Genomic DNA, 26,650 nt, shown 5'->3' on the forward strand with positions numbered 1-26,650 from the left:
GGCGTTTTTTTGTAAAATAAAAGAAAGCAGCGTTTGCTTGCAGGAAAGGAAGAGTCACTCGTGGAGATTGAGCAGCTCATTGCCGAAGCGAAGAAAGCGCGCGAACTCGCCTACGTGCCGTACTCGAAGTTTCCAGTCGGCGCCGCGCTGTTGACGAAAGGCGGCAGTGTGTACCGCGGTTGCAACATTGAAAACGCCGCCTACAGCGTGTGCAATTGTGCGGAGCGGACCGCGTTGTTTAAGGCATATTCGGAAGGGGAGAAGGAATTCACTGCTCTTGCGGTCGTCGCCGACACTCCCCGCCCGGTGCCGCCGTGCGGCGCATGCCGCCAAGTGATCGCCGAACTTTGCCACGGCGATATGAAAGTCATTTTAGCCAATCTCAAAGGCGATGTGAAAGTCATGACAGTCAGCGAATTGCTGCCAGAAGCTTTTTCAGCGGAGGATTTGCATGCGTAAAGAAGGATACAAATCAGGATTTGTTGCCATTATCGGAAGACCAAACGTAGGAAAATCGACGTTTTTAAACCGCGTCATCGGGCAAAAAATCGCGATTATGAGCGATAAACCGCAAACGACGCGCAATAAGATTCAAGGCGTGTACACGGACGATGACGCGCAGATCATCTTTATCGACACGCCTGGAGTGCATAAGCCGAAGCATAAGCTCGGCGACTTTATGATGAAAGTGGCGCTCAATGCGCTTCGCGAAGTCGATTTGATTTTGTTTATGGTCAATGCCGAGGAAGGATTTGGGCGCGGTGAGGCGTTCATCATCGAACGGCTGAAAGAAGTGGACACTCCGGTGTTTTTAGTCATCAATAAGATTGACCGCGTCCATCCGGATGAATTGTTGCCGCTCATTGACCGATACAAAGATTTGCACCCGTTTGCTGAAATCGTGCCGATTTCGGCGCTTGAAGGGAACAATATCGACCGCCTGCTTGAGCAAATTAAAGAGCGGCTGCCGGAAGGGCCGCAATATTATCCGCCGGACCAGATTACGGACCATCCTGAGCAGTTTATCATCGCCGAGCTTATTCGCGAGAAAGCGCTTCATTTGACGCGCGAGGAAGTTCCGCACTCGATCGCTGTCGTCGTCGAACGCATCGAGCGGAGGGAAGGATCAGGAACGGTGTACATTAGCGCGGTGATCGTGGTGGAGCGCGATTCACAAAAAGGAATCATCATTGGCAAGCAAGGCCGGATGCTGAAGGAAATCGGGCAGCGGGCGCGCGCTGACATCGAAGCGCTGCTTGGGTCAAGAGTGTTTTTGGAGCTGTGGGTCAAAGTGCAAAAAGACTGGCGCAACCGTCTGGCGCAGCTGCGTGATTTCGGGTTCCGTGAAGACGAGTATTGACGGTTAGAAAATTTTACGCGACATAAACCGTTTTTGCCTGAGCCAACCTATAGGTAGACCACCAATACGCAATGCCTGCAGGCGGAAAGAGGTGTCATTCCATGCTTGAGTTTACGTGGAAGCTGTTTAGCCAAACAGGCAATATCGACACGTATCTCCTATTTAAAGAGTTGGAACGCGAGCAACAGTTTGTCGGTGAAGAGCAAAACGCTGAACAAAAAGAAATCGACCAGCCGATCTCGTAGTATCGTTGTTGGTAGAAGCGGTGGTGATGGGATGTTCGAAACGTGTGAAGCGATCGTCATGCGGACGATCGATTATGGCGAAACAAATAAAATTGTCACATTGTTTACCCGAGAATGGGGAAAGGTGGCTGCGATGGCAAGGGGAGCGAAAAAGCCAAGCAGCCGCCTTTCTGCTGTTACCCAGCCGCTCTCATACGGCCATTATGTCATCCGCCGCAGCCGCGGCGTCGGCGTTCTTCACCAGGGAGAGCTCATCGATTCGATGCGGGCGCTGCGCGAAGATTTGTTTGCCGCCGCCTATGCGGTGTATATTGTAGAGCTCACCGACAAAAGCACGGAAGAGCAAAAGCGCAATCCGTACTTGTTTGAGCTTCTTTTGCAGACACTACAATATATGAGCGAAGGGCTCGATTTAGAGATTTTGACGTTCATTTACGAAATGAAAATGCTTGCAGTGCTTGGCATTCCGCCGGTGTTGGACCGTTGTGCCCGCTGCGGGGCGACGGAGGGGCGCTTCTCGTTTTCCGTCAAGGAGGCGGGCTTCCTTTGCCATCGCTGCGAGGCGTCCGATCCCCATCGGTTCCCGCTCTCTGCGGCTTCCGTCCGGCTGTTGCGCCTCTTTTTTCATATCGATCTTGCTCGGCTTGGGTCCATATCGGTGAAAGAAAGCACAAAGTTGGAGCTGGGCGCCGTATTGTCCGCCTATTATGATGAATATGCCGGCCTGTCGCTGAAGACGAAGCGTTTTTTGCAGCAAGTTGGTGAATTGAAAGACAAGCTCAGCCCCGACGGAGGGCAAGGAGCATCATTTTCATTGTGAATGGGGCGTGTAGTATAATATAAATGAGAGGGATAGCGTGTGGGACCTTTTTTTGGCAAGGTGGTGAACGACGATCGAACTAAATAAACGCCAAGAACAGATTTTGCAAATTGTGAAAGACTACGGGCCGATCACCGGAGAAAGCATCGCTGAGAAACTGAACTTGACGAGGGCGACGCTGCGGCCGGATTTGGCCATCTTGACGATGGCTGGCTACTTGGAAGCGCGGCCGCGCGTCGGTTACTTCTATACCGGAAAAACCGGCAAGCAGCTGTTCGCCGATAAAATGAAAAAGATGAAGGTCGAGGATTACCAATCGATTCCGGTTGTCGTCAATGAGAATGTGAGCGTCTATGATGCGATCGTCACGATGTTTCTAGAGGACGTCGGCACGCTGTTTGTCGTCGATGACGAGTCGTTGCTTGCCGGGGTGCTGTCGCGCAAAGATTTGTTGCGCGCAAGCCTTGGCAAGCAGGAACTGACAGCGATTCCGGTCAATATTATTATGACGCGGATGCCGAACATCGCCGTTTGCTACAAGGACGACTCGCTCATTGACGTGGCTGAACAGCTGATTGAAAAACAGATTGATGCCATGCCCGTCGTGCGCAAAAGGGAGAAGGGATATGAAGTGATCGGCCGTATTACGAAAACGAATATAACGAAAGCATTCGTGTCGCTAGCCAAAGAGGACTAATCCAAACAAAGGAGGAGAAGAATGAACCAGCGCCTTGTTTACGTCGTATCCGATTCCGGCGGGGAAACAGCCGAGCTTGTCGTCAAAGCGGCGGCCAGCCAGTTTCACGCCTCGCCGATTCAAGTGAAACGCGTCCCGTACGTGGAAGATAAAACGACATTGGCTGAAGTCGTCGCTTTAGCGAAAATGAACCGCGCCATTATCGCGTTTACGCTCGTCGTTCCGGAGATGCGGGAATTCTTGCTCACCGAAGCGGCGCGCGAAGGAGTCGTCGCATACGATATCATCGGTCCGCTCATTGAAAAGATGAGCAATTTGTTCCAGCTGACGCCAAGATATGAGCCGGGTCAAGTGCGCGTGCTTGACGAAGATTACTTCAAAAAAATCGAAGCGATCGAATTTGCCGTCAAATACGATGACGGGCGCGACCCGCGCGGCATTTTGCGCGCTGATATCGTGCTCATCGGCGTATCCCGTACATCGAAAACACCGCTGTCGCAATATTTGGCGCATAAGCGGCTGAAGGTGGCGAATGTGCCGATCGTTCCAGAGGTCGAGCCGCCGGAGCAGCTGTTTCGAGTTGGTCCGGGGAAATGCTTCGGCTTGAAAATCAGTCCGGATAAACTGCTTTCGATCCGCCGCGAGCGGCTGAAATCGCTCGGCCTGAACGACCAAGCGATTTACGCCAATATGGATCGAATCAAAGAGGAGCTCGCTTATTTTGAAAAAGTCGTGAAAAAAATCGGCTGCGACGTCATCGATGTGACCAACAAGGCGGTCGAAGAGACGGCGAGCATCATTATGAAAAAGTTGAAGCGCTAGCTTCGCCTCATCCGCACGATTTCTTGATTAGAGTCGTGCGTTTTCTTATGGCATATTGCCGTGACTTATATTATAATAAAAAATTGCGAGAAAAATGACCTATATAGGTTTAGAGCGGCCATGAGACGAGTAAACTATTTATAGCCGCTTGTCAAGAAGAACGAAAAAAAGATTTTCGACAAAGTTGTCAATCATTCGGCAAAAAAGCAGGATTTTTTTGCGATGGTGTAGAATAATAGGGGGTGTAAGGAAACCCTTGCTTTATGAGCACGATCATCTGTTGCACGAGATCGTCAAGAAAAAAGTGAAATTTTCTTTTTCTTGCTGAAATATAATATACCGAAGCGCATCTTCGAGATGCACCGCTCTGATGAATCTTTGTCCAGACGGGGGGCTGAGGGGCGGGAAGCGGAGGATCAAGCCAGCCGATTTTACGGGCAAGGGGGCGAAGAGAACGTTTTGAAAAAATTTGTCGAAATGGAAAGGAAAATCGGCTTGCTGCCGAGAATAAATACGATACGGGGTTGTTCGTATGGGACATCGCATTCCCGAGGAAACGATTGAAGCCATCCGCCGCGGCGTTGACATCGTTGACGTCATTGGCGAATACGTCCAGTTGAAAAAGCAAGGCCGCAACTATTTTGGCTTATGCCCGTTTCACGGTGAAAAGACGCCATCGTTTTCCGTTTCCCCAGAAAAGCAAATTTTCCACTGCTTCGGCTGCGGGGCAGGGGGGAATGCCTTTACGTTTTTAATGGATATCGAAGGCATTCCGTTTGTGGAAGCGGCGAAACGCCTTGCGGCCAAGGCAGGGATCGACTTGTCCGCCTACGAGCTGGACAGCCGCGGGAGTGATGGCAGCCGAGCCGATGAGGCGAAGGCGATGGTGGAAGCCCACACGTTGTTGAAACGATTTTACCATCATTTGCTTGTTCATACAAAAGAAGGACAAGCCGCGCTCGACTATTTGCGGGCGCGCGGGTGGACAAAAGAAACGATCGACCGATTTGAAATCGGCTATGCGCCGGATGTTCCTGATGCCGCCGTCAAGCTGCTGGAGAGCCGTTCGTTTCCGTTGGTGTTGATGGAAAAGGCGGGCTTGTTGGTGAAAAAAGAAGACGGGCGATACGTCGACCGTTTCCGGAATCGGATTATGTTTCCGATCCATGATCATCGCGGCGAGACGGTTGGTTTTTCCGGCCGTCTGCTCGGCGACGGGCAACCAAAGTACATGAACAGCCCAGAAACGCCGATTTTCCGCAAGGGCACGCTTTTGTATTTTTTTCACGAGGCGCGCGTGTCAATCCGCAAGCGTCAAGAGGCGTTGCTCGTTGAAGGGTTTGCCGATGTTATCTCTGCCGTGCAGGCTGGCGTCGACTATGTGGTGGCAACGATGGGAACGTCGCTGACCGAGGAGCAGGCACGCATTTTGCGCCGCCATGCTGAAACGGTCACGATTTGTTATGACGGCGACAGCGCCGGAACGGAAGCCGCCTGGCGCGCCGCCGAACAATTGAGCGCGTTCGGGTGCCGCGTGAAGGTAGCGTTGCTCCCGGACGGGCTGGATCCAGATGAATATATACGCACTGGCGGCGCCGGCCGTTTTGCCGAAGAGATCGCCGCCGCCCGGCCGCTCATGGCGTTTAAAATGGACTATTTGCGGCGGAAAAAAAATTTGCAGGAAGAAGGCGACCGGCTCCGTTATATCGAGGAAGCGCTCCGAGAAATCAGCAAGCTGTCAAGCCCGGTGGAAAAAGATTATTATATGCGCCAGCTTGCGGATGAGTTTTCGCTGTCGCTCTCCGCGCTTTACGAGCAGTTGTCCCGCTCCAAACCGGAACAGCCAAAGCCGCAGGTGAACAACGACGGAAAACCGGTCCAGCCGGCATTGACGAAAAAATTGCTTCCGGCCTTTCAAAATGCCGAGCGGTTGCTGCTTGCCCATATGATGCGGAGCCGCGAGGTGGCGCTCTTTGTTCAGGAGCAGGTCGGCGGCCGATTTAATATCGAAGAGCATCGGGCGTTGGCTGCTTACATTTACGCCTTTTACGAAGAGGGGCATGAAGCCGACCCCAGCGCGCTCATGTCTCGGCTTCCTGGCGAGTTGCGGACGCTGGCGAGCGAGCTGTCGCTTTTATTGGTCGCAGACGACGTTTCCGAGCGGGAGCTTGCCGATTGCATCCGGCATGTGTTGAATCACCCGAAATGGTTAATGCTAAAGGAAAAAGAGCAAGAAAAGACGGAAGCGGAGCGAAGAAAAGACTTTTTGACGGCCGCTCGCATCGCGAAAGAGATGATTGAGATGAAAAAAATGTTATCTTCTTCATAACATGGTGGTATGAGCTTTTAAAGGAGGTAATGAAATGGCTGAAAAACCAGCCCAATCAAAGCAGGCTGAAGCTGCCGGCGAATCGCTTGAACAAGTGAAAGAGCAACTCGCTGAGCTCGGCAAAAAGCGAGGGATTCTCACCTATGAGGAAATCGCTGAGCGGTTGTCTGGCTTTGATTTGGACTCTGATCAGATGGATGAGTATTATGAATACCTCGCTGAGCAGGGCATTGAAGTGATCAGCGAATCTGACCTTGAGGCCGATCCCGACATCGATGACTTGGCCAAAGAGGAAGAATTCGACTTAAATGACTTGTCCGTTCCTCCCGGCGTCAAAATCAACGACCCGGTGCGCATGTACTTGAAGGAGATCGGCCGCGTGCCGCTGTTGTCGGCGGAAGAAGAGATCGAGCTGGCGAAACGGATCGAGCAAGGCGATGAAGAAGCGAAACGCCGGCTGACGGAAGCGAACCTCCGCCTCGTCGTCAGCATCGCCAAACGGTATGTCGGCCGCGGCATGCTCTTTCTTGATTTGATTCAAGAGGGGAACATGGGGCTGATCAAAGCGGTCGAAAAGTTTGACTATCGGAAAGGCTACAAGTTCAGCACGTACGCGACGTGGTGGATCCGCCAAGCCATCACAAGGGCGATCGCCGATCAGGCGCGGACGATCCGCATCCCGGTTCATATGGTCGAGACGATCAATAAACTGATCCGCGTCCAACGGCAATTGCTCCAAGACCTCGGGCGCGAACCAACGCCGGAAGAAATCGCCGAGGAAATGGATTTGACGCCGGAAAAAGTGCGGGAAATTTTGAAAATCGCTCAAGAACCGGTGTCGCTCGAGACGCCGATCGGCGAGGAAGATGACTCGCATCTTGGCGATTTCATCGAAGATCAAGACGCGACATCGCCATCCGAGCACGCTGCTTACGAGCTGTTGAAAGAGCAGCTCGAAGATGTGCTTGATACGCTGACGGATCGCGAGGAAAATGTGCTGCGCCTTCGCTTCGGGCTTGACGACGGACGGACGCGGACGCTCGAAGAAGTCGGCAAAGTGTTCGGCGTGACGCGCGAACGCATCCGTCAAATTGAAGCCAAAGCGTTGCGCAAGCTGCGCCATCCAAGCCGCAGCAAACGGCTGAAAGACTTTTTAGAGTGACCGTTTTGTTCGATAGTTTACTTCTTCGGAAGTAAACTATTTTTTCTTTCTTTATGGGAAAGGTGGTCTATCTATGAATCGGCAACGACGGGAAACGATCATCCAAGAAATCGAATATTGGAAGCGTTCGCGCCTTCTGCCGGAACATTATTGCGACTATTTGCTCGCGTTGTACACGGAAGGAGACGCTCGTTCGCACGGCCGACGGTGGCGCAGCTCGCTCGCCGCTGGTCTCTGTTTATTGCTTCCAGCCGTTGCTCTTGTCATTTATTTTACTGAATTGTCATTCGTTTTGCAAACGCTCCTTTTCGCCCTTTTTTTGGCTGCCTGCTTGTTCTTTTGTTGGCGGTGGCGGAACAAGCGAGAGCTCCTTCACTTTCCGCTCATCGGAAGCGCTTGGATTTTGCTTGTGGCATCCATTTTTGAGGTCGATCGGTATTTTCCTAGGCAAACGGGTGCGCTAGCAGCTGTCGTGCTCGGAAACTGTGTTCTCTGGTTTGTTGTCGGCCGCCTGCTTCACCTTCGCTACTTTTCGCTCGCCGCTGTCAGCGGGGCGTTGCTTGTAGCCGCCGTCGCCTGGTGGCGCTGAGGCGTGTTGCTGCCATTTCGGCAACTTAGGGCTTTTCCTTGTCCATTATTTACAGTAAAATAAAATTGTTTGCAGCGTTCTTCATTATACATAAGGGAGGTAAAAGAGATGAACCGCAATCCGCTCATCCCGTTTTTCATCATCATGGCATTCGGGATTGTGCTGACGTTTGTCTTGTCGTTTAAAGGGCTAGGCGATGCGAAGGAAATGGCCAAAGAGAAAAAAGGCGGCGAAAAAACGGAACAAACGGCCGAATTCAACCCAGAGCAGTTTTACCAACAAACGTGCTCCAGCTGTCACGGCCAAAACTATGAAGGCGGCGTCGGTCCATCGTTGAAAGGGGTCGGGCAACGGCTGTCGATGGACCAAATTAAAGACGTCATCCAACACGGGCGCGGCAACATGCCGCCAGGGCTTGTGCCGGCGGATAAAGCCGATGCCATGGCGAAATGGCTCGCCGGTTTAAAATAATGGGTGGTGAACATCCCTTTGCTTTTTGGCAAGGGGATGTTTTGTTTAGTACAATAGAGGCGCGCGGTGCTGGAGAGGAAAGGAGGGGAAGGCGAACCGCCTTCGCGCTGCAGGTCGCGGAAGGTTGGTTGCCATTGCGGTGCTATGAATGAATTTCGCTTGTCGAAACGGCTGGAAACGGTCGCTTCATTCATTCCTAAAGGGGCGGTGCTTGCTGACATCGGGTCGGATCATGCGTATTTGCCTTGCTATGCCTGCTTGCATGGCTACGCATCAAAAGCCATTGCCGGCGAGGTGGCGGACGGACCGTTCCGCTCAGCGCAGCAGCAAGTCGAGAAGTCCGGGCTTTCTCATCTCATTTCCGTGCGCAAAGGGGATGGGCTTTCGGTTCTTGCCCCGGGGGAGGTGAACTGCATCACGATCGCCGGCATGGGTGGGGCGCTGATCGCCCGCATTTTGGGAGACGGAAAGGAAAAGCTTGCCGGTGTCAAACGTCTCATTTTGCAACCAAACATCGGCGCGGAACTTGTTCGCTGTTGGCTTCTTGATCATGGGTGGGAGCTCGTGGCTGAGCGCATTTTGAAAGAAGATGGGCAAATTTATGAAGTGCTCGTCGCCGAGCGCGGCGATCCCCGACGGCCTTACCGCCATCTTGAGGCGGAGCTGCTCCTTGGCCCGTTTTTGCGCCGGGAAAACAGCGAGGTGTTCCGCGAGAAGTGGAAGCGCGAGATTGAAAATTGGAAACGGATCATCGCTGATTTGACGGCCAAAGGGCAAAGTGAAGCGGCCGAGCGGAAAAAGCGCGAACTGGAGAGAAAAGTTCAATTGGTGGAGGAGGCGTTGCTATGAGCCGCGTTCCGTACGGCTATGAAATCATTCAGCTTCTTGAGCAGCTCGCTCCAAAGCGGCTGGCAATGGAAGGAGACCGGATCGGTCTGCAAATCGGGACGCTAAACAAGCCGGTCAAAAAAGTGATGATTGCTCTTGATGTGCTCGAAGATGTCGTTGTCGAAGCGATCGATCAGCAAGTGGATTTAATCATCGCCCACCACCCGCCGCTGTACCGCCCGCTGAAGCAATTGCTGACTGATGATGGGCGCGGGCGGATGATCGCCGCATGCATCAAGCATGACATTGCCGTGTACGCCGCCCATACGAATTTGGATGTGGCCGATGGCGGTCTTAACGATTGGCTTGCCCAAGCGCTCGGCTTAAACGATACGACTGTGCTTGTGCCAACGTATACCGAACCGTTGAAAAAGCTCGTTGTTTATGTACCGGTGACGCATGCAGAGGGGGTGCGGAAGGCTTTAGGCGATGCCGGTGCCGGGCATATCGGCCGCTACAGCCATTGCACGTTCAACAGCCGCGGCGTCGGCACGTTTTTGCCGCACGAAGGGGCGCGGCCGTTCATCGGCGAGCAAGGGCGGCTCGAGGAAGTTGAGGAAGTGCGCATCGAAACGATCGTGCCGGCCTCTCTTGAACGGGAAGCGATTCAGGCGATGCTGTCTGTTCATCCGTATGAGGAAGTGGCGTATGATCTGTATCCGCTTGAGAACGAAGGGCGACGCTTCGGTCTCGGCCGCGTCGGTCGGCTGTCGCAGCCGGTGACGCTCCGCGCTTTCGCTGAACAGGTGAAAGCGGCGTTTTCCGTTCCGGCGGTGCGTGTCGTCGGCCGGCTGGACGATCTCGTGCAAACGGTCGCGGTGCTTGGCGGGGACGGAAACAAGTTTGTCAGCGCAGCCAAGGCGGCTGGCGCGGACGTGTACGTGACCGGCGATGTGTATTATCATACGGCCCATGACGCCCAAGCGATCGGCCTTCATATCATCGACCCAGGCCATAATGTAGAAAAAATCATGAAAGAAGGCGTAGCCCGTTACTTAACCGCTGAGCTCGCGAAACGTCAATGGGAGGTGGAAGTGGTCGTTTCCAGTGTGCATACCGACCCGTTTCAGTTCGTATGAACGGCCAACGAAAAAGGCTGTCCTGGATGAGCGGTTCAACCGTTTGTCCAAGACAGCCTCTCTTTATGGATGAAACAACCGTCACTCTTCTTTCTTTGTTTTCACTTTCGGCAAGATTTTTTGCAGCGGCACTTTCCGTTCCCGCTTCCATGTCGATGGGTCGTTCGGGTCAAACTGCTCCAAAAAATCGATCACTTCTTTCGTAATCGGCGTCGGGGTGGAAGCGCCGGCGGTGACAGCAACTTTTTTCGCATCTTTAATCCAGTTGATGTCGATTTCCGTGACATCGGCGACGCGATACGCCTTCGTGCCGGCGATCTCTTCCGATACTTGGGCGAGGCGGTTCGAGTTGTTGCTGCGCGGGTCGCCGACGACGATCGTCACATCGGCTTCCTTCGCCTGCTCAGCGACCGCCTCTTGTCGAAGCTGGGTGGCGAGGCAAATTTCTTTATGCATTTCCACGTGCGGGTATTTTTCTTTCACTTTCGCCATGATGTCGGCGACGTCCCATTGGCTCATCGTCGTTTGGTTCGTCACCATGATGCGCTCATTGTGAATGGACAGCCGTTCGACATCATCGATGGTTTCCACAAGATGGATCCTTTCCGGATTGATGCCGACCGCTCCTTCCGGTTCCGGGTGTCCTTTTTTGCCGATATAGATGATATCGTAGCCATCGGCGAGCTTTTGTTCGATGAGCCGATGCGTTTTTGTCACATCGGGGCATGTCGCATCAATCGTGACAAGTCCCTTTTCGAGCGCTCGTTTTTTCACTTCCGGTGAGACGCCGTGGGCGGTGAAAATGACGGTGCCATGGTCGATTTTTTCCAAAATTTCCAAACGGTTTTCTCCATCGAGCGTGATGATGCCTTCTTCGGCAAACGCGTCCGTGACGTGCTTGTTATGGACGATCATGCCGAGAATGTAAATCGGGCGCGGCAAAGATGGGTCCAACGCCGCGTTGCGGGCGATGACCATTGCATCGACCACCCCGTAGCAATACCCGCGAGGGGTAATTTTAATCACTTCCATCATATTTCCCTCCCTGCCGCCGTTTGTGCGGCGGTTGTTCACCTTCCATTATATCGGAGCACCGGGGAGAAGACAAAGAATAACCGCCCTAAACAGCGGGTGCGCTAGGGCGGGGAAAGAAACTAGATATACAGTTTCGGCTTGGACGGCTTCGGGGCGGCCGGTGCTTCTTTTTCCTGCGGCTCTTCGCGCTTTGCCTGCGGAACGGAGCGTTTTTTTGGCGCCTTGGCGGCCGGCTTTTGTTTCGTTTCGTTGGCTGGTGCGCTTTCCGACGTTGTTTCGCCTTCCCCTTCGTCGGCCGGTTTCAGCTCGCGGAAAATGCGGATCATCGCCGGAAGATTGCGGATGAGCGGTCCATACTGCTGCACCATCGGCATGACATTTTGCGCGATGCCGAGCATTTTTTGCACGTTGTTTAACATGCCAACCAAGCCGCCGCCCGTGTTGGATGCGGCGGTGTTAGCGGCGTTTTGCAGCATCGGCAGCCCCCACGGAGATGACGCAGCAGCCGGCGGCTGCCCGCGCGAAAACAAGCGAGCCAAGAAGCCGCCGGGGCCGCTGGGGCCAAAAGGCGGCGCCGGCATGCGGGCGAACGGGGCTGGCGGCCTTCCGGCAAACGGAGAAGGCATCATCGGGGGCCGGCTGTATCTCATAGCAGTTGCCTCCTTTCGGTCGTGCGGATGAACGAATGTCCTCCTTCATACAATATGCGGGCAAGGCGGGAAAGGTTTGTTGCCGCATCGTCTTTAGTTGCGGCAGGGGGCAGCGATTCGCTATAATGGTGAAGCGGGCGAAGCGGTGCCCATATGCCATTTGAAACGTTAACGTTTACGCTCTTTTATGGAGGCAGCGACTGTCGGGTGACCGAACAATATCGCTTCCAGACCCATGCATGGGTCTGTGAAGCAGTGGGTTGTTCGGTCTTCCGTCGCGTCAAAGCTTGTCGCCGACAGTCGGAAACATAGACGACACGCTTTTGGACCAACGAGATGGGAAACCTTCCAGTTGCATTTATATTATAGAAGGGAGTGGTGCTTGATGATCGAAACGCAGTTTGCTCGTTTTCCGTTTCAACCGTTTATCATTGAAGCGATCAAGACGCTTCGTTTTTATAAACCGACGGAAATTCAAGAGCGCATCATTCCGGGGGCGCTGCGCGGCGAAAGCATGGTCGGCCAATCGCAAACCGGAACGGGAAAAACACATGCGTACTTATTGCCGATCATTGAAAAAATCAAACCGGAACGCGCCGAAGTGCAAGCCGTCATCACGGCGCCGACGCGCGAATTAGCGACGCAAATTTACCACGAAACGCTGAAAATCACGAAGTTTTGCCCGAAAGATCGAATGATCGTCGCCCGTTGCTTGATTGGCGGGACGGATAAGCAAAAAGCGCTCGAAAAGCTCAACGTGCAGCCGCATATTGTCATCGGCACGCCAGGGCGCATCAACGATTTCATCCGCGAGCAGGCGCTTAATGTGCATACAGCGCACATCCTTGTCGTCGATGAAGCCGACTTGATGCTTGATATGGGCTTTATCACTGATGTCGACCAAATCGCCGCCCGGATGCCGAAAGACTTGCAAATGCTCGTCTTTTCAGCGACGATTCCGGAAAAGCTGAAGCCGTTTTTGAAAAAATATATGGAAAACCCGACCTTTGTTCACGTCGATCCGAAACAGACGGCGAACGAAAACATCGAACATGTACTCATCCCGCTGCGCGGACGCGAGAAAACAAAACTTCTTCATGATGTGCTCCTCAGCTACAACCCGTATTTGGCCATCGTATTTGTCAACACAAGGAAAATGGCTGACGAGGTCGCCGACCGTCTCGCTGAGCAAGGGTTGAAAGTCGGTGTGCTGCACGGCGATTTGACGCCGCGTGAGCGGAGAAAGATGATCAATCTCATCCGCCATTTGGAGTTTCAATATGTCGTCGCGACCGATTTGGCGGCGCGCGGCATCGATATTGAAGGCGTCAGCCACGTCATTAACTACGAGTTGCCTGATGATCTGCAGTTTTATATTCACCGCGCCGGACGGACGGCGCGCGCTGGCTATAGCGGCATTGCGGCGACGATCTACGAGCCGTCTGATCAAGATGCGATTGCCCGATTGGAAAAAATGGGGATTTCGTTTGTTCACCGTGATCTCGTGAGCGGGGAATGGAAGGAGCTGCCGCCGTGGAACCGGCGAAGCAAGCGGGCGGGCGAAAAGGATGACGAACTGGCGTTGCTTTTTGCCAAACTGAAAAAAACGAAGCAAGTGAAGCCGGGCTACAAAAAAAAGCTGCGCGCGGAGCTGGAGAAGAAGAAAAAGCGGCTTGGCCGCTTCAAAAAATCATAATAGCCGTCCGCCTTTAACGCAAAGAAAAGGGAGAGAAGAACATGTTAAAAATCGGTTCACATGTTTCCATGAGCGGAAAGAAAATGCTGCTGGCCGCCAGCGAAGAAGCGGTATCCTACGGAGCGAACACGTTTATGATTTACACTGGGGCGCCGCAAAACACAAAGCGCAAGTCGATTGAAGAGCTCAACACCGAAGCCGGACGCAAGCATATGCAAGCGCACGGCATCGAAGAGATTGTCGTCCACGCCCCGTATATCATCAATATCGGCAATACGACCAATCTCGATACGTTTTCGCTAGGCGTCGACTTTTTGCGCACCGAAATCGAGCGGACGGAAGCCATTGGAGCAAAGCAGCTCGTGCTGCACCCAGGCGCTCATGTCGGCGCAGGGGTGGAAGCCGGACTTCGGCAAATTATTCGCGGACTGAATGAAGTGTTGACGCGCGAGCAGACGGTTGAAATTGCCCTGGAAACGATGGCCGGCAAAGGGTCGGAATGCGGGCGGACGTTTGAGGAGCTAGCGTACATTATCGACGGCGTCGCCTATAATGATAAGCTGTCCGTTTGCTTTGATACGTGCCATACGCATGACGCAGGCTATGACATCGTCAACGATTTTGACGGCGTTCTTGAGGAGTTTGACCGGATCATCGGCCTCGGGCGGCTGAAAGTACTGCACATCAACGACAGCAAAAACCCGCGCGGCAGCCGGAAAGACCGCCATGAAAACATCGGTTTCGGCCATATCGGGTTTGCTGCGCTCAACTATATCGTCCATCATCCGCAGCTTGAGGATATTCCGAAAATTTTAGAAACCCCATACGTGGGCGAAGACAAAAACAACAAAAAACCGCCGTACAAGCACGAAATCGCCATGCTGCGGGCGCAGTCGTTCGATGACCAGTTGCTTGAAAAAATCACCGCTGGGGCGCAATGAAAAAAGGGCTATGCGCCCTTTTATTTTTTTTGCACGAATTTCAAAAATAGCTCGTTCGCTTTTCGAGCGATGTCTGGCGAAGTGATTTTCGCTAACTCTCGCACCCATTTTTTCCGCTCCTCGGGGTCAAAGACGTTAATGTCGTTCGTCCGGGCGAGATGAAGAATTTGTTTCGCTTGGCTCGTCGTGATGGGCAAGCCGTACTCTCGGCTGTACGCAACGAGTTCTTCCGGGGTGATCGTTTTTAATTTTTGCTTGACAAGCTGTTGGTAAATGTTCATCGCAGCCGCCTCCTTGCTTCTGTTCCATCATATGACGTGAATGGAAAAGGCGTGTATGGTACAATAGAAAAAACAAAAAGGGAAAGGGTGGTAGTTTGGCGCCAAAACAGCATAAAAAAGAACCGTTAGGCCATGTGTTGTATCGGGTGTCGATGATCGCCATCGGCGCCTCTTTGGCGGCGTTTGCCATCGAGCGGCTGCTCGTTCCGAACAAAATGATCGACGGCGGCATCATTGGCATATCGCTGATTCTGGACTACTTGACTCCGGACGAATGGCGGCTGCTCAATTTCGCCACGCTCGTCATCCTCTTAAACGCCCCGTTCATGTATTTCGGCTACAAGCAGATCGGGAAAACGTTCATGCTGTCAACGATTTTAGGCGTCGTGATCCTCGGCGTCGCCGAACGAGCATTTCACCATCTTTCCCCGCTGACAACCGAGCCGATTTTAGCCACCGTTTTTGGCGGGTTGTCGCTCGGTCTTGGCGTCGGATTGGTCATCCGTCATGGCGGATCGCTCGATGGGACAGAAATTTTAGGGATTTTGATGACGAAAAGAATCCCGTTCTCGGTCGGCGAGTTTGTCATGTTTGTCAACGTTTTTATTTTTGGATGGGCGGCGTTTGTGTTTGGCCTCGAGCCGGCCATGTATTCGGTGATGATGTACTACATCGCCTCAAAAACGATCGATGCGGTCATTGAAGGGCTTGACGAGACGCGGGCGGCCTTTATTGTGACCGATCATTATGAGGAAATTTCCGACGCCATTTTGCACCGGCTCGGACGCGGGACAACGAAATTGCTCGGCAAAGGCGGATATACGGACGAGCAAAAGGAAATCATTTATGCAGTCGTCACGCGCTTGGAAGTGACAAAACTAAAATCGATCGTCAATGAAATCGACCCGGATGCGTTCATCACCATTATGCCGACGCATGAAGTGCGCGGAGCCCGCTTTAAATCAGCGATTCATTGAGGTTTACAAAACGCGGATGGTGGGGTATACTTGCATAGTGAAGCAAATCGGAATGATTCTGAATTAGTAGAGGAGAACGGCCATGGAAAATGGGCTTGTTGTGCAAATGGAGGATGTGTCGTTCCGCTATGAAAAAGAGAACGTGCTTGAGCATGTTAGTTTAACGGTGCCGAAAGGGGCATTTTTAGGATTGGTCGGCCCGAACGGCTCGGGAAAATCGACGCTGCTCAAATGTGTGCTCGGCTTGTTAAAACCGAACAGCGGCCGCATTTTTTTGTTCGGCGAGCCGATTGAATCGTTTCGCGAATGGCATCGGATCGGTTTCGTGTCGCAAAAAGCGAACAGCTTCAACCGCAGCTTTCCGGCGACGGTTGAGGAAGTGGCGGCGAGTGGATTGGCGGCCAAACGCGGCTTATTTCGGCCGCTGACAAATGAAGACCGCCGTGCGGTCGAAGCGGCGCTCGCGGCCGTTGGGTTGAGCGGCCTGGCAAAGCGCAATATCGCGGAGCTGTCCGGTGGCCAGCAACAACGGGTATTTATCGCCCGCGCACTGGCGAGCAAGCCGGATTTGCTCATTTTAGACGAGCCGACGGTCGGCGTGGATGCACGCCATATGCACGAATTTTACGAACTGCTCGGCGACTTGAACCGCCGCGGCTTAACGCTTATCTTAGTGACGCATGACATCGGGACGATCACGGACCGGGTGACCGATATCGCCTGCTTGAACAAGCGTCTCTATTTCCATGGAAAAGCGGAAGAGTTCGAACATCTTGGCAACGAGGCGATTTCGCAGTTTTATGGCCATCCGCTCCACGTTCTCTCTCACGAGCATGAACGGACGGAATGAAACGGTGACGGTGGGGGAATGACACGTGTGGGAAGCCATTTGGCAATACGAATTTTTGCGCAATGCGTTTGTTGCCGGCGTTTTGACCGGTTTCACGGCGCCATTGCTCGGCGTTTTTATTGTCGTTCGGCGGCTATCACTCATCGCTGATGCGTTGAGTCATGTGACGCTCGCCGGCATTGCCGCCGGGCTCTTGCTCGGTTCAGCGGCGCCGGCGGCCGCCAGCTGGAGTCCGCTTTACATCGGCATGAGTTTTTCCGTCATCGCGTCGCTTTTCGTCGAGAAGCTGCGCGCCGTTTACCGGCATTATGAGGAGCTCGCCATTCCGATCGTTTTGTCGGCCGGCATCGGTTTGAGCGTCATTTTCATTTCGATGGCCAACGGGTTTACGACCGATTTGTTTTCGTATTTATTCGGCAGCGTCAGCGCCGTCAGCCGTGCTGACGTTTGGACAGCGTTTGCTGTCGCTGCAGCTGCCGCGATGGTGATTTTGACGTTTTACAAAGAGTTGTTTCTTCTTTCCTTTGACGAGGAATACGCCCGTGTCTCCGGCATTCGCACCACATTGATCCATTTTTTGTTTATTGTGCTTGTTGCGCTCGTCATCGCTGCATCGATGCGCATCGTCGGCGTGCTTCTCATCTCGTCGCTCATGACGCTGCCGGTGGCGGCGAGCATCCGCATCGCCAAAAGTTTTAAACAGGTGATCGGGCTTTCGATTTTGTTCGGGGAGCTGGCCGTCATCGCCGGGCTCTGGGCGGCGTATGAGCTGGACTGGGCGCCGGGTGGAACGATCGTCATCGCAGCAGTTGCCATTTTGCTTTTCGTACTCGGATGGAAAAGGGGGCGGCAGCGATGAATATCGATGAAGCGTTGCAGTTGATGAAAGAGAAAGGGTTTAAATATACGGAAAAACGGAGGCAAATGTTGGAGTTGTTTGCCGAAAGCGACAAATACTTGACGGCCAAAGACGTGCTTGAAGCGCTCCGTCCCGTCTATCCGGGCTTGAGCGTTGATACCGTGTACCGCAATTTGTCGCTCTTTACGCTGCTTGGCATTTTGGAAATGACCGAGCTTTCCGGGGAGAAACATTTCCGTTTTGCCTGCGGCGTCCGCCGCCACCACCATCATTTCATTTGCATCCAGTGCGGAAAAACGAAGAAGATTGACGCTTGTCCGATGGATGGGCTGGCGGCGCAGCTCGATGGGTATGAGATCGCTGACCATAAGTTTGAAATTTACGGCACATGTCCACAATGCCAACAACATCTCCCTGTATAAGCAGGGAGATGTTGTTTTATGGCCGGAGGCGCTGTTCGATTTCTCGTTTTGCTTCAATCCAGTTGTTGACGCGGATGACGTTTTCAGGGAGCGGGCCTTGGTTGTACGGAGTGTCAAACAAAATGACCAGAATGCCGCATGTTTCGGCGATTTCGCAGGCATTATCGTACTTGTCTTCAAAGAAGGCCGACAGCTTATATTGGCGGACGGCGGCGATTTTGTCGTGCGACCCAATCAGATCAATATGGTGGTAATGGACGCCGTGCCGCCGGAACCAGCGCTCGGTGAGATCGTACAAATGGCGGCCGCGGGCGCTGATGTAATACAGTTCGTATTTGTCTTTCCAGCTGTCGATCACCTCAAGCGCATAGCGGGCAAGCGGAGCGCGTTCATAAATATCCGCTTCGTTTTCCTCAAGCCAGCGGTCCATTTCTTCCTCCGCCACGCCGTATAACGGCGCCAAATTGTATTGGGTAATATCGTTTAATGTGAGCTCTTTGCTGAACGCTTCGTTTAAATACGGAATGAACGTGCTCGGACATGTTACCGTGCCGTCAATGTCGATGCCAAGCCGTTTTTTCACCGTTTCATCCTCCCGTTAGAAAATATTCACACTGATAAAATAACGCCGGTTTCTCATACTAATAATGCTCCTTACTTTACGAAAGCGAGGGAAGCATATGGCAGACGACCGCGAGCGCACGTATGGAGGCTACGTGCAATCGATCGGAAAAGAGGAACCAGAACGCAATGTTATGGAAGAAACAGCGGCGGAAGTCGCTGAACCGATTCGCCGCGGCGATGAACGGGACGAAGAACGCGCGGACGGCGCCGGGCTCGGCTGGCTCGCTTTGGCCCTGTCCATCATCGCCTTGTTTATTTGGCCGATTTTGTTAGGGGCGGCCGGCATTATTGTCGGGTTTATTGCGCGCCGGCGCGGCGCAGAAACGCTCGGGGCATGGGCCATCGGCATCGGCGTCATCGCGATTCTCGTCCGTCTGTTTATTATGCCGTTTTATACGTAAAAAGCGAGGGGCTGACCCAAAAGCGTCATTTTCCTCAAACGAAATACAACATATCGCGCATGATTCGTTGTCTATTGTCTATATATGGTGATAAGCAAGGGTGTCCCGATCCTTTTGGGACACCCCCTTTCTAGTTGTGCAGGAAAATTCCGCTCATTGGGCGGCGTTGCCTTTCAGAGCGGCTTTGTTTTCCTTTTGCTTCGCAAAATATTCTTCCGCCAGCTTGTCGATTTCTTTTTTCAGCTCTTCCACCATTTGCTCTTCCGGTACTTTTCGGACGATTTTGCCATGGCGGAACAACAAGCCTTCGCCGCGCGCGCCGGCGATGCCGATGTCGGCTTCCCGCGCCTCCCCTGGTCCATTGACGGCGCATCCGAGCACGGCGACTTTGATCGGCGCTCGAATTTTGGCGATATAGTCTTCGATTTCGTTGGCGATGCGGATCAAATCGATCTCAATCCGCCCGCACGTCGGGCAGGAAATAAGCGTCGCCGCATTGGAGGCAAGTCCGAACGTTTTCAAAATTTCACGCGCCACTTTTACCTCTTCAACCGGGTCGGCGCTTAACGAAACGCGGATCGTATTGCCGATGCCTTTGCTTAAAATGGCGCCGAGCCCCACCGCGCTTTTGATCGTGCCGGAAAACAGAGTCCCCGCTTCGGTGATGCCGACATGGAGCGGATAGTCGAACGTGCGCGCCGCTTTTTCATACGCTTCAATGGCGAGGCGCACGTCGGACGCCTTTAACGAGACAATAATATCGTGAAAATCAAGCTCTTCCAAAATGCGGATATGATATAAGGCGCTCTCCACCATGCCGTCGGCTGTCGGGTATCCGTATTTTTCCAAAATGCGTTTTTCAAGCGATCCGGCGTTGACGCCGATGCGAATCGGCACGCCCCGTTCTTTCGCTGCTTTCACGACCGCTTCGACTTTTTCGCGGCGACCGATGTTGCCTGGATTGATGCGGATTTTATCGACGCCGCCTTCGATCGCTTTCAGCGCCAATTTATAGTCAAAGTGGATGTCGGCGACAAGCGGGATGTTGATTCGCTTTTTAATTTCCGGTATGGCCTCAGCCGCCCGATCGTCCGGGCAGGCGACGCGGACGATTTGGCAGCCCGCTTCCTCGAGGCGGTGGATTTGCGCCACCGTCGCTTCGACATCGTGCGTTTTTGTCGTCGTCATGCTTTGAATGATGACTTCGTTGCTGCCGCCGATCGTCAGCGGACCGACGCGGACCGGCCGTGTTTTTGAACGATGGATGATTTCACCCACGGGAATTCGCTCCTTTAACATTCAAGTCGCTTTCTGCATTATTGTAACAGTGCCATTCGCCGTTTGACAAGCGATTCGCCGGTTAGCGATAGATCGGCACTTTATAAGTTTTCCCGATTTTTAATGTTTGCGCATGTTCGCCTGGATTTAACCGTTCAAAATCATGGATCAGCTGTTCCAGCGGAACGGGCAATGGACCGTTGAGTTCTTTCTCGATGATGGACAACAACGTATCGCCGGGGCGAATGGTCACCTTCCGGTACGGGATGGCTTCCCCTTTCGGATGGGCAACGGCTGCCGTTGTTTCAGATGAAGGGGGAAGCGTTCCGATGGCAAGGTCGCGGTAAACGACATAACTGGAAAGAAAGAGAAGCAGGAGAAAAATGAATTTTTTCATGGGGTTTCCTCCGTTTGCGCACATCTGTCGTCTATTCATATGTATGCTTGTCCAGCGAAAATATGCCTTCCTTGGTAAGGTCGTTGATGTCATGGGGAAAACACTTCAGCAAATTTGAAAAACGGCATCACAGTTCTTCTTTGCATTCAAGGCTTGACAGCTTTGAAGATATTCCTGTTTTTTGTCTTTACAGAAACTTAACAACTGCTTTATAAGGGCCTAACAATGTCTCGCTACAATGGTCTTGTACGTTGAAAGTACGAAAACAAAACGGAGGGATTTCTTAATGTGGAGCAAACGAGTCAAATTGGGATTGGCCGCCTTGTTGATGACCGGCGTTTTGGCCGGCTGCGGGCAGACTGAAAATAACAACGCGGGCGGCAATGAAGGAACGACAAAGAAAGAAGAAACCTACTCCGGCACCATCGCCCTAGCGGGATCTACAGCGCTTCAGCCGCTGGCAGAGGAAGCGGCAAACGCGTTTATGGAAAAATATCCGGATGTGTCAATCACCGTTCAAGGTGGCGGCAGCGGCACGGGCGTCAACCAAGTGGCAGCTGGCGCCGTGCAAATCGGCAACTCTGATGTGCCGGCGGCGGAGAAACTGGACGACAAATCGAAAGCGTCAGAGCTCGTTGACCATAAAGTGGCCGGCATCGCCTTTGCGATTGTGGTCAACGACGATGTGAAGGTCGATAACTTAACGACAAAGCAAATTCAAGATATTTTCAGTGGAAAGATCAAAAACTGGAAAGAAGTCGGCGGACCGGATGAAGCCATTCACGTGATCAACCGTCCGGCGTCATCGGGAACAAGGGCGACATTTGAGAAAACGATCATGAAAGACGTGAAAATCAACGATTCGATCGGCACGGTCCAAGATTCAAACGGGGCGGTCGAGCAAGCGATCAGTTCCACGCCGGGAGCTGTTAGCTATGTAGCGATGTCGTATTTAATCGGGGAAAAGAAAAACTTGAAAACGGTCAAAATTGACGGTGCGGAACCGACGGTAGAGAACATCCGCACGGAAAAGTATCCGTTTTGGTCATATGAATACATGATTACCAAAGGGGAAGCGAAGGAAGAAGTGCGCGCATTTATCGATTTTGTCAAGAGTGAAGAATTTGCGCCGACCGTTAAAAAGATGGGGTATATCCCGATGACGGAATTGGAGTAGAGAAGGGCGGAAGGCCGGCTCGTTAGGCCGGCCTTTGACAATGGAGGGATGAAGCCATGCAACAAATGCATGCGAAACGGCGGAATCGCTGGCTTGAAGAATACATCGGCCGCACGTTTGCGGTCATCTGCGGCTGGCTGATTGTTCTGATTACGGTGACGATGATCATCTTCTTAGTGGTAAAGGGAATTCAGTCCTTTACGGACAGCGGTCTTTCGCTTTCCGACATGTTGCTTTCGGCGCAATGGGATCCAAACGGCACGCCGCCGAAGTATGGGGCGCTCATTTTTATTGTTGGCTCGATGCTCGTCTCGCTTGGCGCTTTGTTGATCAGTGCGCCGATTGCGTTGGCGTTGGCGATTTTCATGAACTTTATCGCTCCCAAATGGTTCGTTTCGTTGCTCAAGCCGGTGCTGGAGCTGCTTGTCGGCATTCCATCGGTGGTGTATGGCTGGCTTGGGGTGACGATTCTCGTTCCGCTCATGCGCGAATCGTTCGGAGGCTCGGGTTTTAGTCTGCTTGCGGGGATCATCGTCCTTAGTATGATGATTTTGCCGACCATCACCAGCATTGCGGCCGATGCCTTAGCCAATGTCCCGATGGCGTATATGGAAGCATCATACGGGCTTGGCTCTACGCGTTGGCAGGCGATTTCCCGCGTCATCGTTCCGGCGGCGAAAGCCGGGATTGCCACCGGCGTCGTTCTCGGTTTGGCGCGGGCGTTTGGTGAGGCGCTTGCCGTGCAGATGGTGATCGGCAATACGATTAAGCTGCCTTCAGGCCTTGACAGCCCGACGGCGACGTTAACAAGTGTATTGACGATGGATATGGCGAATACGATCAACGGAACACCATGGAACAACGCGTTATGGACATTGGCGCTCATTTTGCTCTTGATCTCGTTTTTCTTCATTGCCGTGATCCGTTTGGTCGGCCCGAGAAAGGAGGGATAAGATGACAGCGCGGATGATCGATAAAGTATGGACAGGCATTTTCTATGCGGTGGCTGCTGCAGTCATCGGGTTGCTTATTTTCTTTTTTGCCGTTGTGTTGTCGAAAGGCGCGGGATTTTGGCAACCTGAGTTTCTGTTCGGACGGCCAAGCAATACGCAAGCGGGCGGCGGCATTGGTCCGCAGCTAATCAATTCATTTTATATGTTGGTTGTGACATTGCTTTTGTCGGTTCCGCTTTCGTTGGGAGCTGGAATTTATTTGGCCGAATACGCCAAACAGGGGCGGATCGTCGGGTTCATTCGCCTTTGCTTGGAAACGATGGCATCATTGCCGTCGATTGTCGTCGGGTTGTTTGGATTGTTGGCGTTTGTCACCTTGACGGGTTGGGGCTATACGCTGCTTGGCGGAGCGTTGGCCGTCACGATCATCAATTTGCCTGGATTGACGCGCATTTGCGAAACGGCGATTTTGGATGTACCGTCCAATATTAAAGAGGGGAGTCTTGCCCTTGGAGCGACGCGCTGGCAGACGTTGGTCAAAGCGGTGCTTCCGGCCGCCATCCCGCAAATTGTCACCGGTGTCATTTTATCGGCCGGGCGCATTTTCGGTGAAGCGGCAGTGTTCATCTATACCGCTGGATTGACGACTCCGATGCTTCGTTGGGATGCGGATTGGGGCAGCCAGGCCAACCCGCTCAACGTGTTCCGTCCGGCCGAAACGCTGACGGTGCATATTTGGAAATTGAATTCGGAAGGCATTGTCCCAGACGCGAAGCTGATCGCGGCCAAATCGGCGGCTGTGTTGATGGTGGCCGTTCTTTTATTCAATTTGGCTGCACGGCTTGCTTCTTCCTTGCTTGCGCGGTATTTCTCCGGGGGGCGGCGCGCGCGTCGAGGACGTGGAGAAAGAAGCAAAGCAGCGTAAGTACAAAAAAAGCTGTCCTGCATCGACAGGCAGCTTTTTTATATTTCCCGTTTGGCTGATGGCACTTCCTTGACGGCCAAAAAGAGGACGACAAGCGAAACGAACCAATGGATCAACGCGCCGTAGGGCACGACCGCTTGCACCGTTTCCATCACGGTGAAAAAGACGGTCGACAGCGTAATGGCGTAAGCCGACATCACCCATGTATGGCGGTAGCGCAGCGTTTTGTCGAGTACGCTGGCAAAAATCAGGCCGAAAAAGGCAAAGATGCACACGCTGATAAATTTCCCGGCGCAGGCGAGCACGTATAAAACGAGCCCAAAAAGCGGGATGAGGACAGGGAGAAGCGACTGAAGACCGGCGATGAACGCGCGAACGTCTTCGTCGGTAATGGTCACGTCCGGAAACGTGGCATAGCTGTAATGCTGCGCTTGATGGCTGGCGACGAGCACGGCTTCATGCTTCAAGAGCGCGATGGCGTTCGGAAACTGCTCGACGTTCTTACTCGTCACTTTGCCGGTGCTGTCAAAAATGATCGTAAATCCGCCTTGGTCAATATGAATCGGCTTGGTTGCCGCTGAGCGAAGTTCACCGTTTTCAATCGCAAACGGCGGCAAGTCGTTATGCAATAAGGCGCTCGTTGTGCGGACGCCTTCGGCGAGAGACGCCGAAGCGTAGTAAAAGGTCGGAAGAATGGATAAGAACGTAAGCAAAAACAAATAGCCAATCGTTTTTCCGATTCCTTGGAATCGAAAGCGGGCGATGTCTTTTGGGGAATATAAGCTTTTCCAGAGTTGGACGAATACGTTCATCACAGACACACCTTTCTTTGTATCCTTTTCCATTGTAGCCGGGAAAGAGGAAGAATTCAACTTGGGACGAAGAAAAAAGCGGGCATCTTCCCGCTTTAGTCAGAAGGCAAATGAAAGGTGCCAAGCAAGGCGCGCCATTGCAACACCCGTTCATTTAGTGCATCGGCTTCGGAACGAATGGCAGCCATGGCATTGTGCTGGCCGTCCGTAAAATGCGAAATTTGCTCCATCGACGAAGCGATCTGTTGGGCGACGGTGGCAATCTCTGCGATATGTTCACGCATTTCGCTGATTTGTCCCTCGATGGCGGCGAATTGTTCTGAAATTTGCATCGTATGTGCGGATGAATGCGACACCATTGTGGTGATTTCTTCAAAGGCTTGTTGGCTTTCCGTGAACGTTTTTTTCGTTTCATCGAGTTGCTTTGCACTTTCTTTCATTGATTGAACCGCGGCCTCGATTTGGTTTTGCACATCTTGAACAATGGATTGAATTTGTGCCAACGCTTGTCCTGTTTGCGTCGACAGCGACCGGATTTCTTTCGCAACAACTGAGAATCCCCGGCCATGTTCCCCTGCTTTGGCAGCTTCAATGGCAGCGTTTAGGGCGAGTAAGTTCGTTTGTTCAGCAATGTTTCCGATTAGTGACAGAATGCTGGCAATATGGCGAGAATGGTCTTTCAATGCATTGATCGTGTGCATCGTTTTTGCAATGGATTGTTGCAGGTATGCCATGTCGCTGCTTGCCCGGTGAACAAGCCGGTTGCCGCTTTCCGCTTGGGAATGGGCTTGTTCTGTGGAACGACGGGCTTCCTCCATTCGAAAGGACATTTGTTCCATTTCATCCGCCAGTTGTTGAAAGAAAGAGGCGATGTCAGCCGATTTGCGCGCTTGTTGCTCTGCCCCGTATGCCGTGTCTGCCACCGCCGCTGCGATTTGTTCAGAAGCTGCTTTTGTATCAGAGGATGTTTGGTTTAAAATCTTGGCAGCCGCTGCGATTTGTTCAGAGCTGAAGCGCATATGTTCGATCAGAACGGCCAAATTGCTGGACATCTGATGGAACCCATCGGCGAGTGCCAGAGTATCTTTTGTTGCTGCACGCAATTCGATGCGCGGCCGCCAATCGCCAGATCCAAGCCGTTCCATCGCTTGCTGAAGACAAGCAATGGGGCGGGTGGCGCGGCGGATGATTCCCCATCCTGCGAGGCATACGGTCAAGATGGCGGCAACAGACCCCGCCAAGTTTGCTGCTTGCTGTTTCAAAAGCGGCCACAAATAATCCTTTTTCGGAATGGCGATAATATAGACCGCTCCTTGCAAATCGCTTGAACTGGAAAATACAGCCAGCCATTGGTCTGTATGCAAAACCCCTTGCTTCTTTTTCAATATATCGCGCACGACCTGATCGGGCAGCGTTTGGTTGGACGAGGATGGCCGTTTCGCCACCGTCTTTCCCGTTTTCGTTACAATCAATTGCATTGGATGAAGGTGTAAGGCGTGGAATTTCCGTTCATTTAAGGCCAATGAATAGTTCAGTTTTTGAGAAAATGCTTCATTGGTCGTTGTAGTCTTTAAAATAGAAATTTTTTCAATCATAGTTTCGCTTGATAATTGCAATTGTTGCTGGATCGACTGAATAGCTGAATGGCGTCCTTGAATATAGCCGATTGAAGTGATGGCAAGGGCCGCCAACGTCGTTGTGAGTACCATTGCCGTCATGACAATTGTCTCAAGCCGGAAGGCGCTCCATAACGAACCTGTTCGTTTCGTTTCCATTTTCGCTGAGTTCCCCCTTAACCGGAAGCTACTTTATACTATAGCTTGCCATTATGAAGAAACGGTCAACGGCATGTTGAAAATATGTAAACAAAAAGGGAGGACAAGCAAATCGATTGAAACATTGTGCCAACT

General features: G+C 52.6%; 30 protein-coding genes. 22 read left to right on the top strand and 8 right to left on the bottom strand.

Annotation, left to right across the window (positions count from 1 at the left end; genetic code table 11):
• Positions 1–60 precede the first annotated feature (60 nt).
• The 12 genes from BJQ97_RS05375 to BJQ97_RS05430 all read left to right on the top strand — a co-directional run bounded on the left by BJQ97_RS05375 (position 61) and on the right by BJQ97_RS05430 (position 10,462).
• Positions 61–459 carry a cytidine deaminase gene (locus tag BJQ97_RS05375; RefSeq protein WP_160155795.1) on the top strand — a complete coding sequence of 133 codons (399 nt, stop codon included), beginning with the start codon at positions 61–63 and terminating at the stop codon, positions 457–459.
• Positions 452–1,360, top strand: a complete 909-nt coding sequence (gene era, locus BJQ97_RS05380) for a GTPase Era (protein ID WP_160155796.1) — start codon at positions 452–454, stop codon at positions 1,358–1,360. Before BJQ97_RS05375 ends, era begins: the two co-directional genes overlap by 8 nt.
• A 101-nt stretch (positions 1,361–1,461) precedes the next feature.
• Positions 1,462–1,605: a YqzL family protein gene (locus BJQ97_RS05385; protein ID WP_160155797.1), complete on the top strand. Its 144-nt coding sequence runs from the start codon at positions 1,462–1,464 to the stop codon at positions 1,603–1,605.
• A gap of 31 nt (positions 1,606–1,636) precedes the next feature.
• Positions 1,637–2,425 (top strand): DNA repair protein RecO, encoded by a 789-nt coding sequence (gene recO, locus BJQ97_RS05390; protein ID WP_160155798.1) that lies wholly within the window; start codon positions 1,637–1,639, stop codon positions 2,423–2,425.
• A 73-nt stretch (positions 2,426–2,498) separates the two neighbouring features.
• Entirely contained in the window at positions 2,499–3,122 is a 624-nt protein-coding gene (gene ccpN, locus BJQ97_RS05395; protein ID WP_268892817.1) for a transcriptional regulator CcpN, read from the top strand.
• A gap of 21 nt (positions 3,123–3,143) precedes the next feature.
• Positions 3,144–3,944, top strand: coding sequence for a pyruvate, water dikinase regulatory protein (locus BJQ97_RS05400; RefSeq protein WP_160155800.1), 801 nt, complete (start codon positions 3,144–3,146; stop codon positions 3,942–3,944).
• 532 nt (positions 3,945–4,476) lie between these two features.
• Positions 4,477–6,273, top strand: a complete 1,797-nt coding sequence (gene dnaG, locus BJQ97_RS05405) for a DNA primase (RefSeq protein WP_160155801.1) — start codon at positions 4,477–4,479, stop codon at positions 6,271–6,273.
• A gap of 34 nt (positions 6,274–6,307) precedes the next feature.
• Positions 6,308–7,435, top strand: a complete 1,128-nt coding sequence (gene rpoD, locus BJQ97_RS05410; protein WP_011231962.1) for an RNA polymerase sigma factor RpoD — start codon at positions 6,308–6,310, stop codon at positions 7,433–7,435.
• A 73-nt stretch (positions 7,436–7,508) separates the two neighbouring features.
• Positions 7,509–8,024 carry a hypothetical protein gene (locus tag BJQ97_RS05415; protein WP_160155802.1) on the top strand — a complete coding sequence of 172 codons (516 nt, stop codon included), beginning with the start codon at positions 7,509–7,511 and terminating at the stop codon, positions 8,022–8,024.
• Positions 8,025–8,132: 108 nt separating this feature from the next.
• The gene (gene cccA, locus BJQ97_RS05420; RefSeq protein WP_014196364.1) at positions 8,133–8,495 is read left to right on the top strand and encodes a cytochrome c550; all 363 of its coding nucleotides are present in this window, start codon (positions 8,133–8,135) and stop codon (positions 8,493–8,495) included.
• A 144-nt stretch (positions 8,496–8,639) separates the two neighbouring features.
• A complete protein-coding gene (locus BJQ97_RS05425) occupies positions 8,640–9,344 on the top strand; it encodes a tRNA (adenine(22)-N(1))-methyltransferase (RefSeq protein ID WP_160155803.1) in 705 nt (234 codons plus the stop codon).
• A complete protein-coding gene (locus BJQ97_RS05430; RefSeq protein ID WP_160155804.1) occupies positions 9,341–10,462 on the top strand; it encodes a Nif3-like dinuclear metal center hexameric protein in 1,122 nt (373 codons plus the stop codon). Before BJQ97_RS05425 ends, BJQ97_RS05430 begins: the two co-directional genes overlap by 4 nt.
• 81 nt (positions 10,463–10,543) lie before the next feature.
• Here the strand turns inward: BJQ97_RS05430 and BJQ97_RS05435 are convergent, their stop codons facing one another.
• A complete protein-coding gene (locus BJQ97_RS05435) occupies positions 10,544–11,494 on the bottom strand; it encodes a 4-hydroxy-3-methylbut-2-enyl diphosphate reductase (RefSeq protein WP_012820514.1) in 951 nt (316 codons plus the stop codon).
• Positions 11,495–11,616: 122 nt separating this feature from the next.
• Complete coding sequence (gene vrrA, locus BJQ97_RS05440; protein ID WP_160155805.1) at positions 11,617–12,147, bottom strand: VrrA/YqfQ family protein; 531 nt, start codon at positions 12,145–12,147, stop codon at positions 11,617–11,619.
• 385 nt (positions 12,148–12,532) lie between these two features.
• Between vrrA and BJQ97_RS05445 the strand changes: the two genes are divergently transcribed.
• Together BJQ97_RS05445 and BJQ97_RS05450 are read left to right on the top strand one after the other, a co-directional pair.
• Positions 12,533–13,843, top strand: coding sequence for a DEAD/DEAH box helicase (locus BJQ97_RS05445; RefSeq protein WP_160155806.1), 1,311 nt, complete (start codon positions 12,533–12,535; stop codon positions 13,841–13,843).
• Positions 13,844–13,884: 41 nt separating this feature from the next.
• The gene (locus BJQ97_RS05450) at positions 13,885–14,784 is read left to right on the top strand and encodes a deoxyribonuclease IV (protein WP_160155807.1); all 900 of its coding nucleotides are present in this window, start codon (positions 13,885–13,887) and stop codon (positions 14,782–14,784) included.
• Between the two features lie 20 nt (positions 14,785–14,804).
• Here BJQ97_RS05450 and BJQ97_RS05455 read toward each other — a convergent pair whose 3' ends face one another.
• The gene (locus tag BJQ97_RS05455; protein ID WP_011231953.1) at positions 14,805–15,065 is read right to left on the bottom strand and encodes a DUF2624 domain-containing protein; all 261 of its coding nucleotides are present in this window, start codon (positions 15,063–15,065) and stop codon (positions 14,805–14,807) included.
• 95 nt (positions 15,066–15,160) lie between these two features.
• Between BJQ97_RS05455 and BJQ97_RS05460 the strand changes: the two genes are divergently transcribed.
• The 4 genes from BJQ97_RS05460 to BJQ97_RS05475 all read left to right on the top strand — a co-directional run bounded on the left by BJQ97_RS05460 (position 15,161) and on the right by BJQ97_RS05475 (position 18,173).
• Entirely contained in the window at positions 15,161–16,042 is an 882-nt protein-coding gene (locus tag BJQ97_RS05460; protein WP_160155808.1) for a YitT family protein, read from the top strand.
• Positions 16,043–16,124: 82 nt separating this feature from the next.
• A complete protein-coding gene (locus tag BJQ97_RS05465) occupies positions 16,125–16,892 on the top strand; it encodes a metal ABC transporter ATP-binding protein (RefSeq protein ID WP_160155809.1) in 768 nt (255 codons plus the stop codon).
• Between the two features lie 25 nt (positions 16,893–16,917).
• The gene (locus BJQ97_RS05470) at positions 16,918–17,751 is read left to right on the top strand and encodes a metal ABC transporter permease (protein ID WP_160155810.1); all 834 of its coding nucleotides are present in this window, start codon (positions 16,918–16,920) and stop codon (positions 17,749–17,751) included.
• Positions 17,748–18,173 carry a Fur family transcriptional regulator gene (locus BJQ97_RS05475; RefSeq protein ID WP_160155811.1) on the top strand — a complete coding sequence of 142 codons (426 nt, stop codon included), beginning with the start codon at positions 17,748–17,750 and terminating at the stop codon, positions 18,171–18,173. The genes BJQ97_RS05470 and BJQ97_RS05475 overlap by 4 nt, the downstream gene beginning before the upstream one ends.
• A gap of 16 nt (positions 18,174–18,189) precedes the next feature.
• Here the strand turns inward: BJQ97_RS05475 and BJQ97_RS05480 are convergent, their stop codons facing one another.
• On the bottom strand, positions 18,190–18,756 hold the full coding sequence (locus BJQ97_RS05480; RefSeq protein ID WP_160155812.1) for a hypothetical protein: 567 nt from the start codon (positions 18,754–18,756) through the stop codon (positions 18,190–18,192).
• A 97-nt stretch (positions 18,757–18,853) separates the two neighbouring features.
• Between BJQ97_RS05480 and BJQ97_RS05485 the strand changes: the two genes are divergently transcribed.
• The gene (locus tag BJQ97_RS05485) at positions 18,854–19,198 is read left to right on the top strand and encodes a DUF4190 domain-containing protein (RefSeq protein ID WP_160155813.1); all 345 of its coding nucleotides are present in this window, start codon (positions 18,854–18,856) and stop codon (positions 19,196–19,198) included.
• Positions 19,199–19,351: 153 nt separating this feature from the next.
• Here the strand turns inward: BJQ97_RS05485 and ispG are convergent, their stop codons facing one another.
• Positions 19,352–20,476: a flavodoxin-dependent (E)-4-hydroxy-3-methylbut-2-enyl-diphosphate synthase gene (ispG, locus tag BJQ97_RS05490; RefSeq protein WP_160155814.1), complete on the bottom strand. Its 1,125-nt coding sequence runs from the start codon at positions 20,474–20,476 to the stop codon at positions 19,352–19,354.
• Positions 20,477–20,558: 82 nt separating this feature from the next.
• On the bottom strand, positions 20,559–20,873 hold the full coding sequence (locus BJQ97_RS05495; protein ID WP_160155815.1) for a hypothetical protein: 315 nt from the start codon (positions 20,871–20,873) through the stop codon (positions 20,559–20,561).
• 286 nt (positions 20,874–21,159) lie between these two features.
• Here BJQ97_RS05495 and BJQ97_RS05500 point away from each other — a divergent pair, with 286 nt between their 5' ends.
• From BJQ97_RS05500 to pstA, 3 genes are all read left to right on the top strand, one after another.
• The gene (locus BJQ97_RS05500; RefSeq protein WP_160155816.1) at positions 21,160–22,050 is read left to right on the top strand and encodes a phosphate ABC transporter substrate-binding protein PstS family protein; all 891 of its coding nucleotides are present in this window, start codon (positions 21,160–21,162) and stop codon (positions 22,048–22,050) included.
• Between the two features lie 65 nt (positions 22,051–22,115).
• Positions 22,116–23,003, top strand: coding sequence for a phosphate ABC transporter permease subunit PstC (gene pstC / locus BJQ97_RS05505; RefSeq protein ID WP_160157543.1), 888 nt, complete (start codon positions 22,116–22,118; stop codon positions 23,001–23,003).
• A gap of 1 nt (position 23,004) precedes the next feature.
• Positions 23,005–23,928: a phosphate ABC transporter permease PstA gene (pstA, locus tag BJQ97_RS05510; RefSeq protein ID WP_074043514.1), complete on the top strand. Its 924-nt coding sequence runs from the start codon at positions 23,005–23,007 to the stop codon at positions 23,926–23,928.
• 38 nt (positions 23,929–23,966) lie between these two features.
• Here the strand turns inward: pstA and BJQ97_RS05515 are convergent, their stop codons facing one another.
• Both BJQ97_RS05515 and BJQ97_RS05520 read right to left on the bottom strand, forming a co-directional pair.
• On the bottom strand, positions 23,967–24,740 hold the full coding sequence (locus BJQ97_RS05515; protein WP_160155817.1) for a DUF1189 domain-containing protein: 774 nt from the start codon (positions 24,738–24,740) through the stop codon (positions 23,967–23,969).
• A 95-nt stretch (positions 24,741–24,835) separates the two neighbouring features.
• Positions 24,836–26,515 (bottom strand): methyl-accepting chemotaxis protein, encoded by a 1,680-nt coding sequence (locus tag BJQ97_RS05520; RefSeq protein WP_160155818.1) that lies wholly within the window; start codon positions 26,513–26,515, stop codon positions 24,836–24,838.
• Positions 26,516–26,650: the final 135 nt, after the last annotated feature.

This window comes from Geobacillus sp. TFV-3, from assembly GCF_009901865.1.
Classification (GTDB): domain Bacteria; phylum Bacillota; class Bacilli; order Bacillales; family Anoxybacillaceae; genus Geobacillus; species Geobacillus thermoleovorans_A.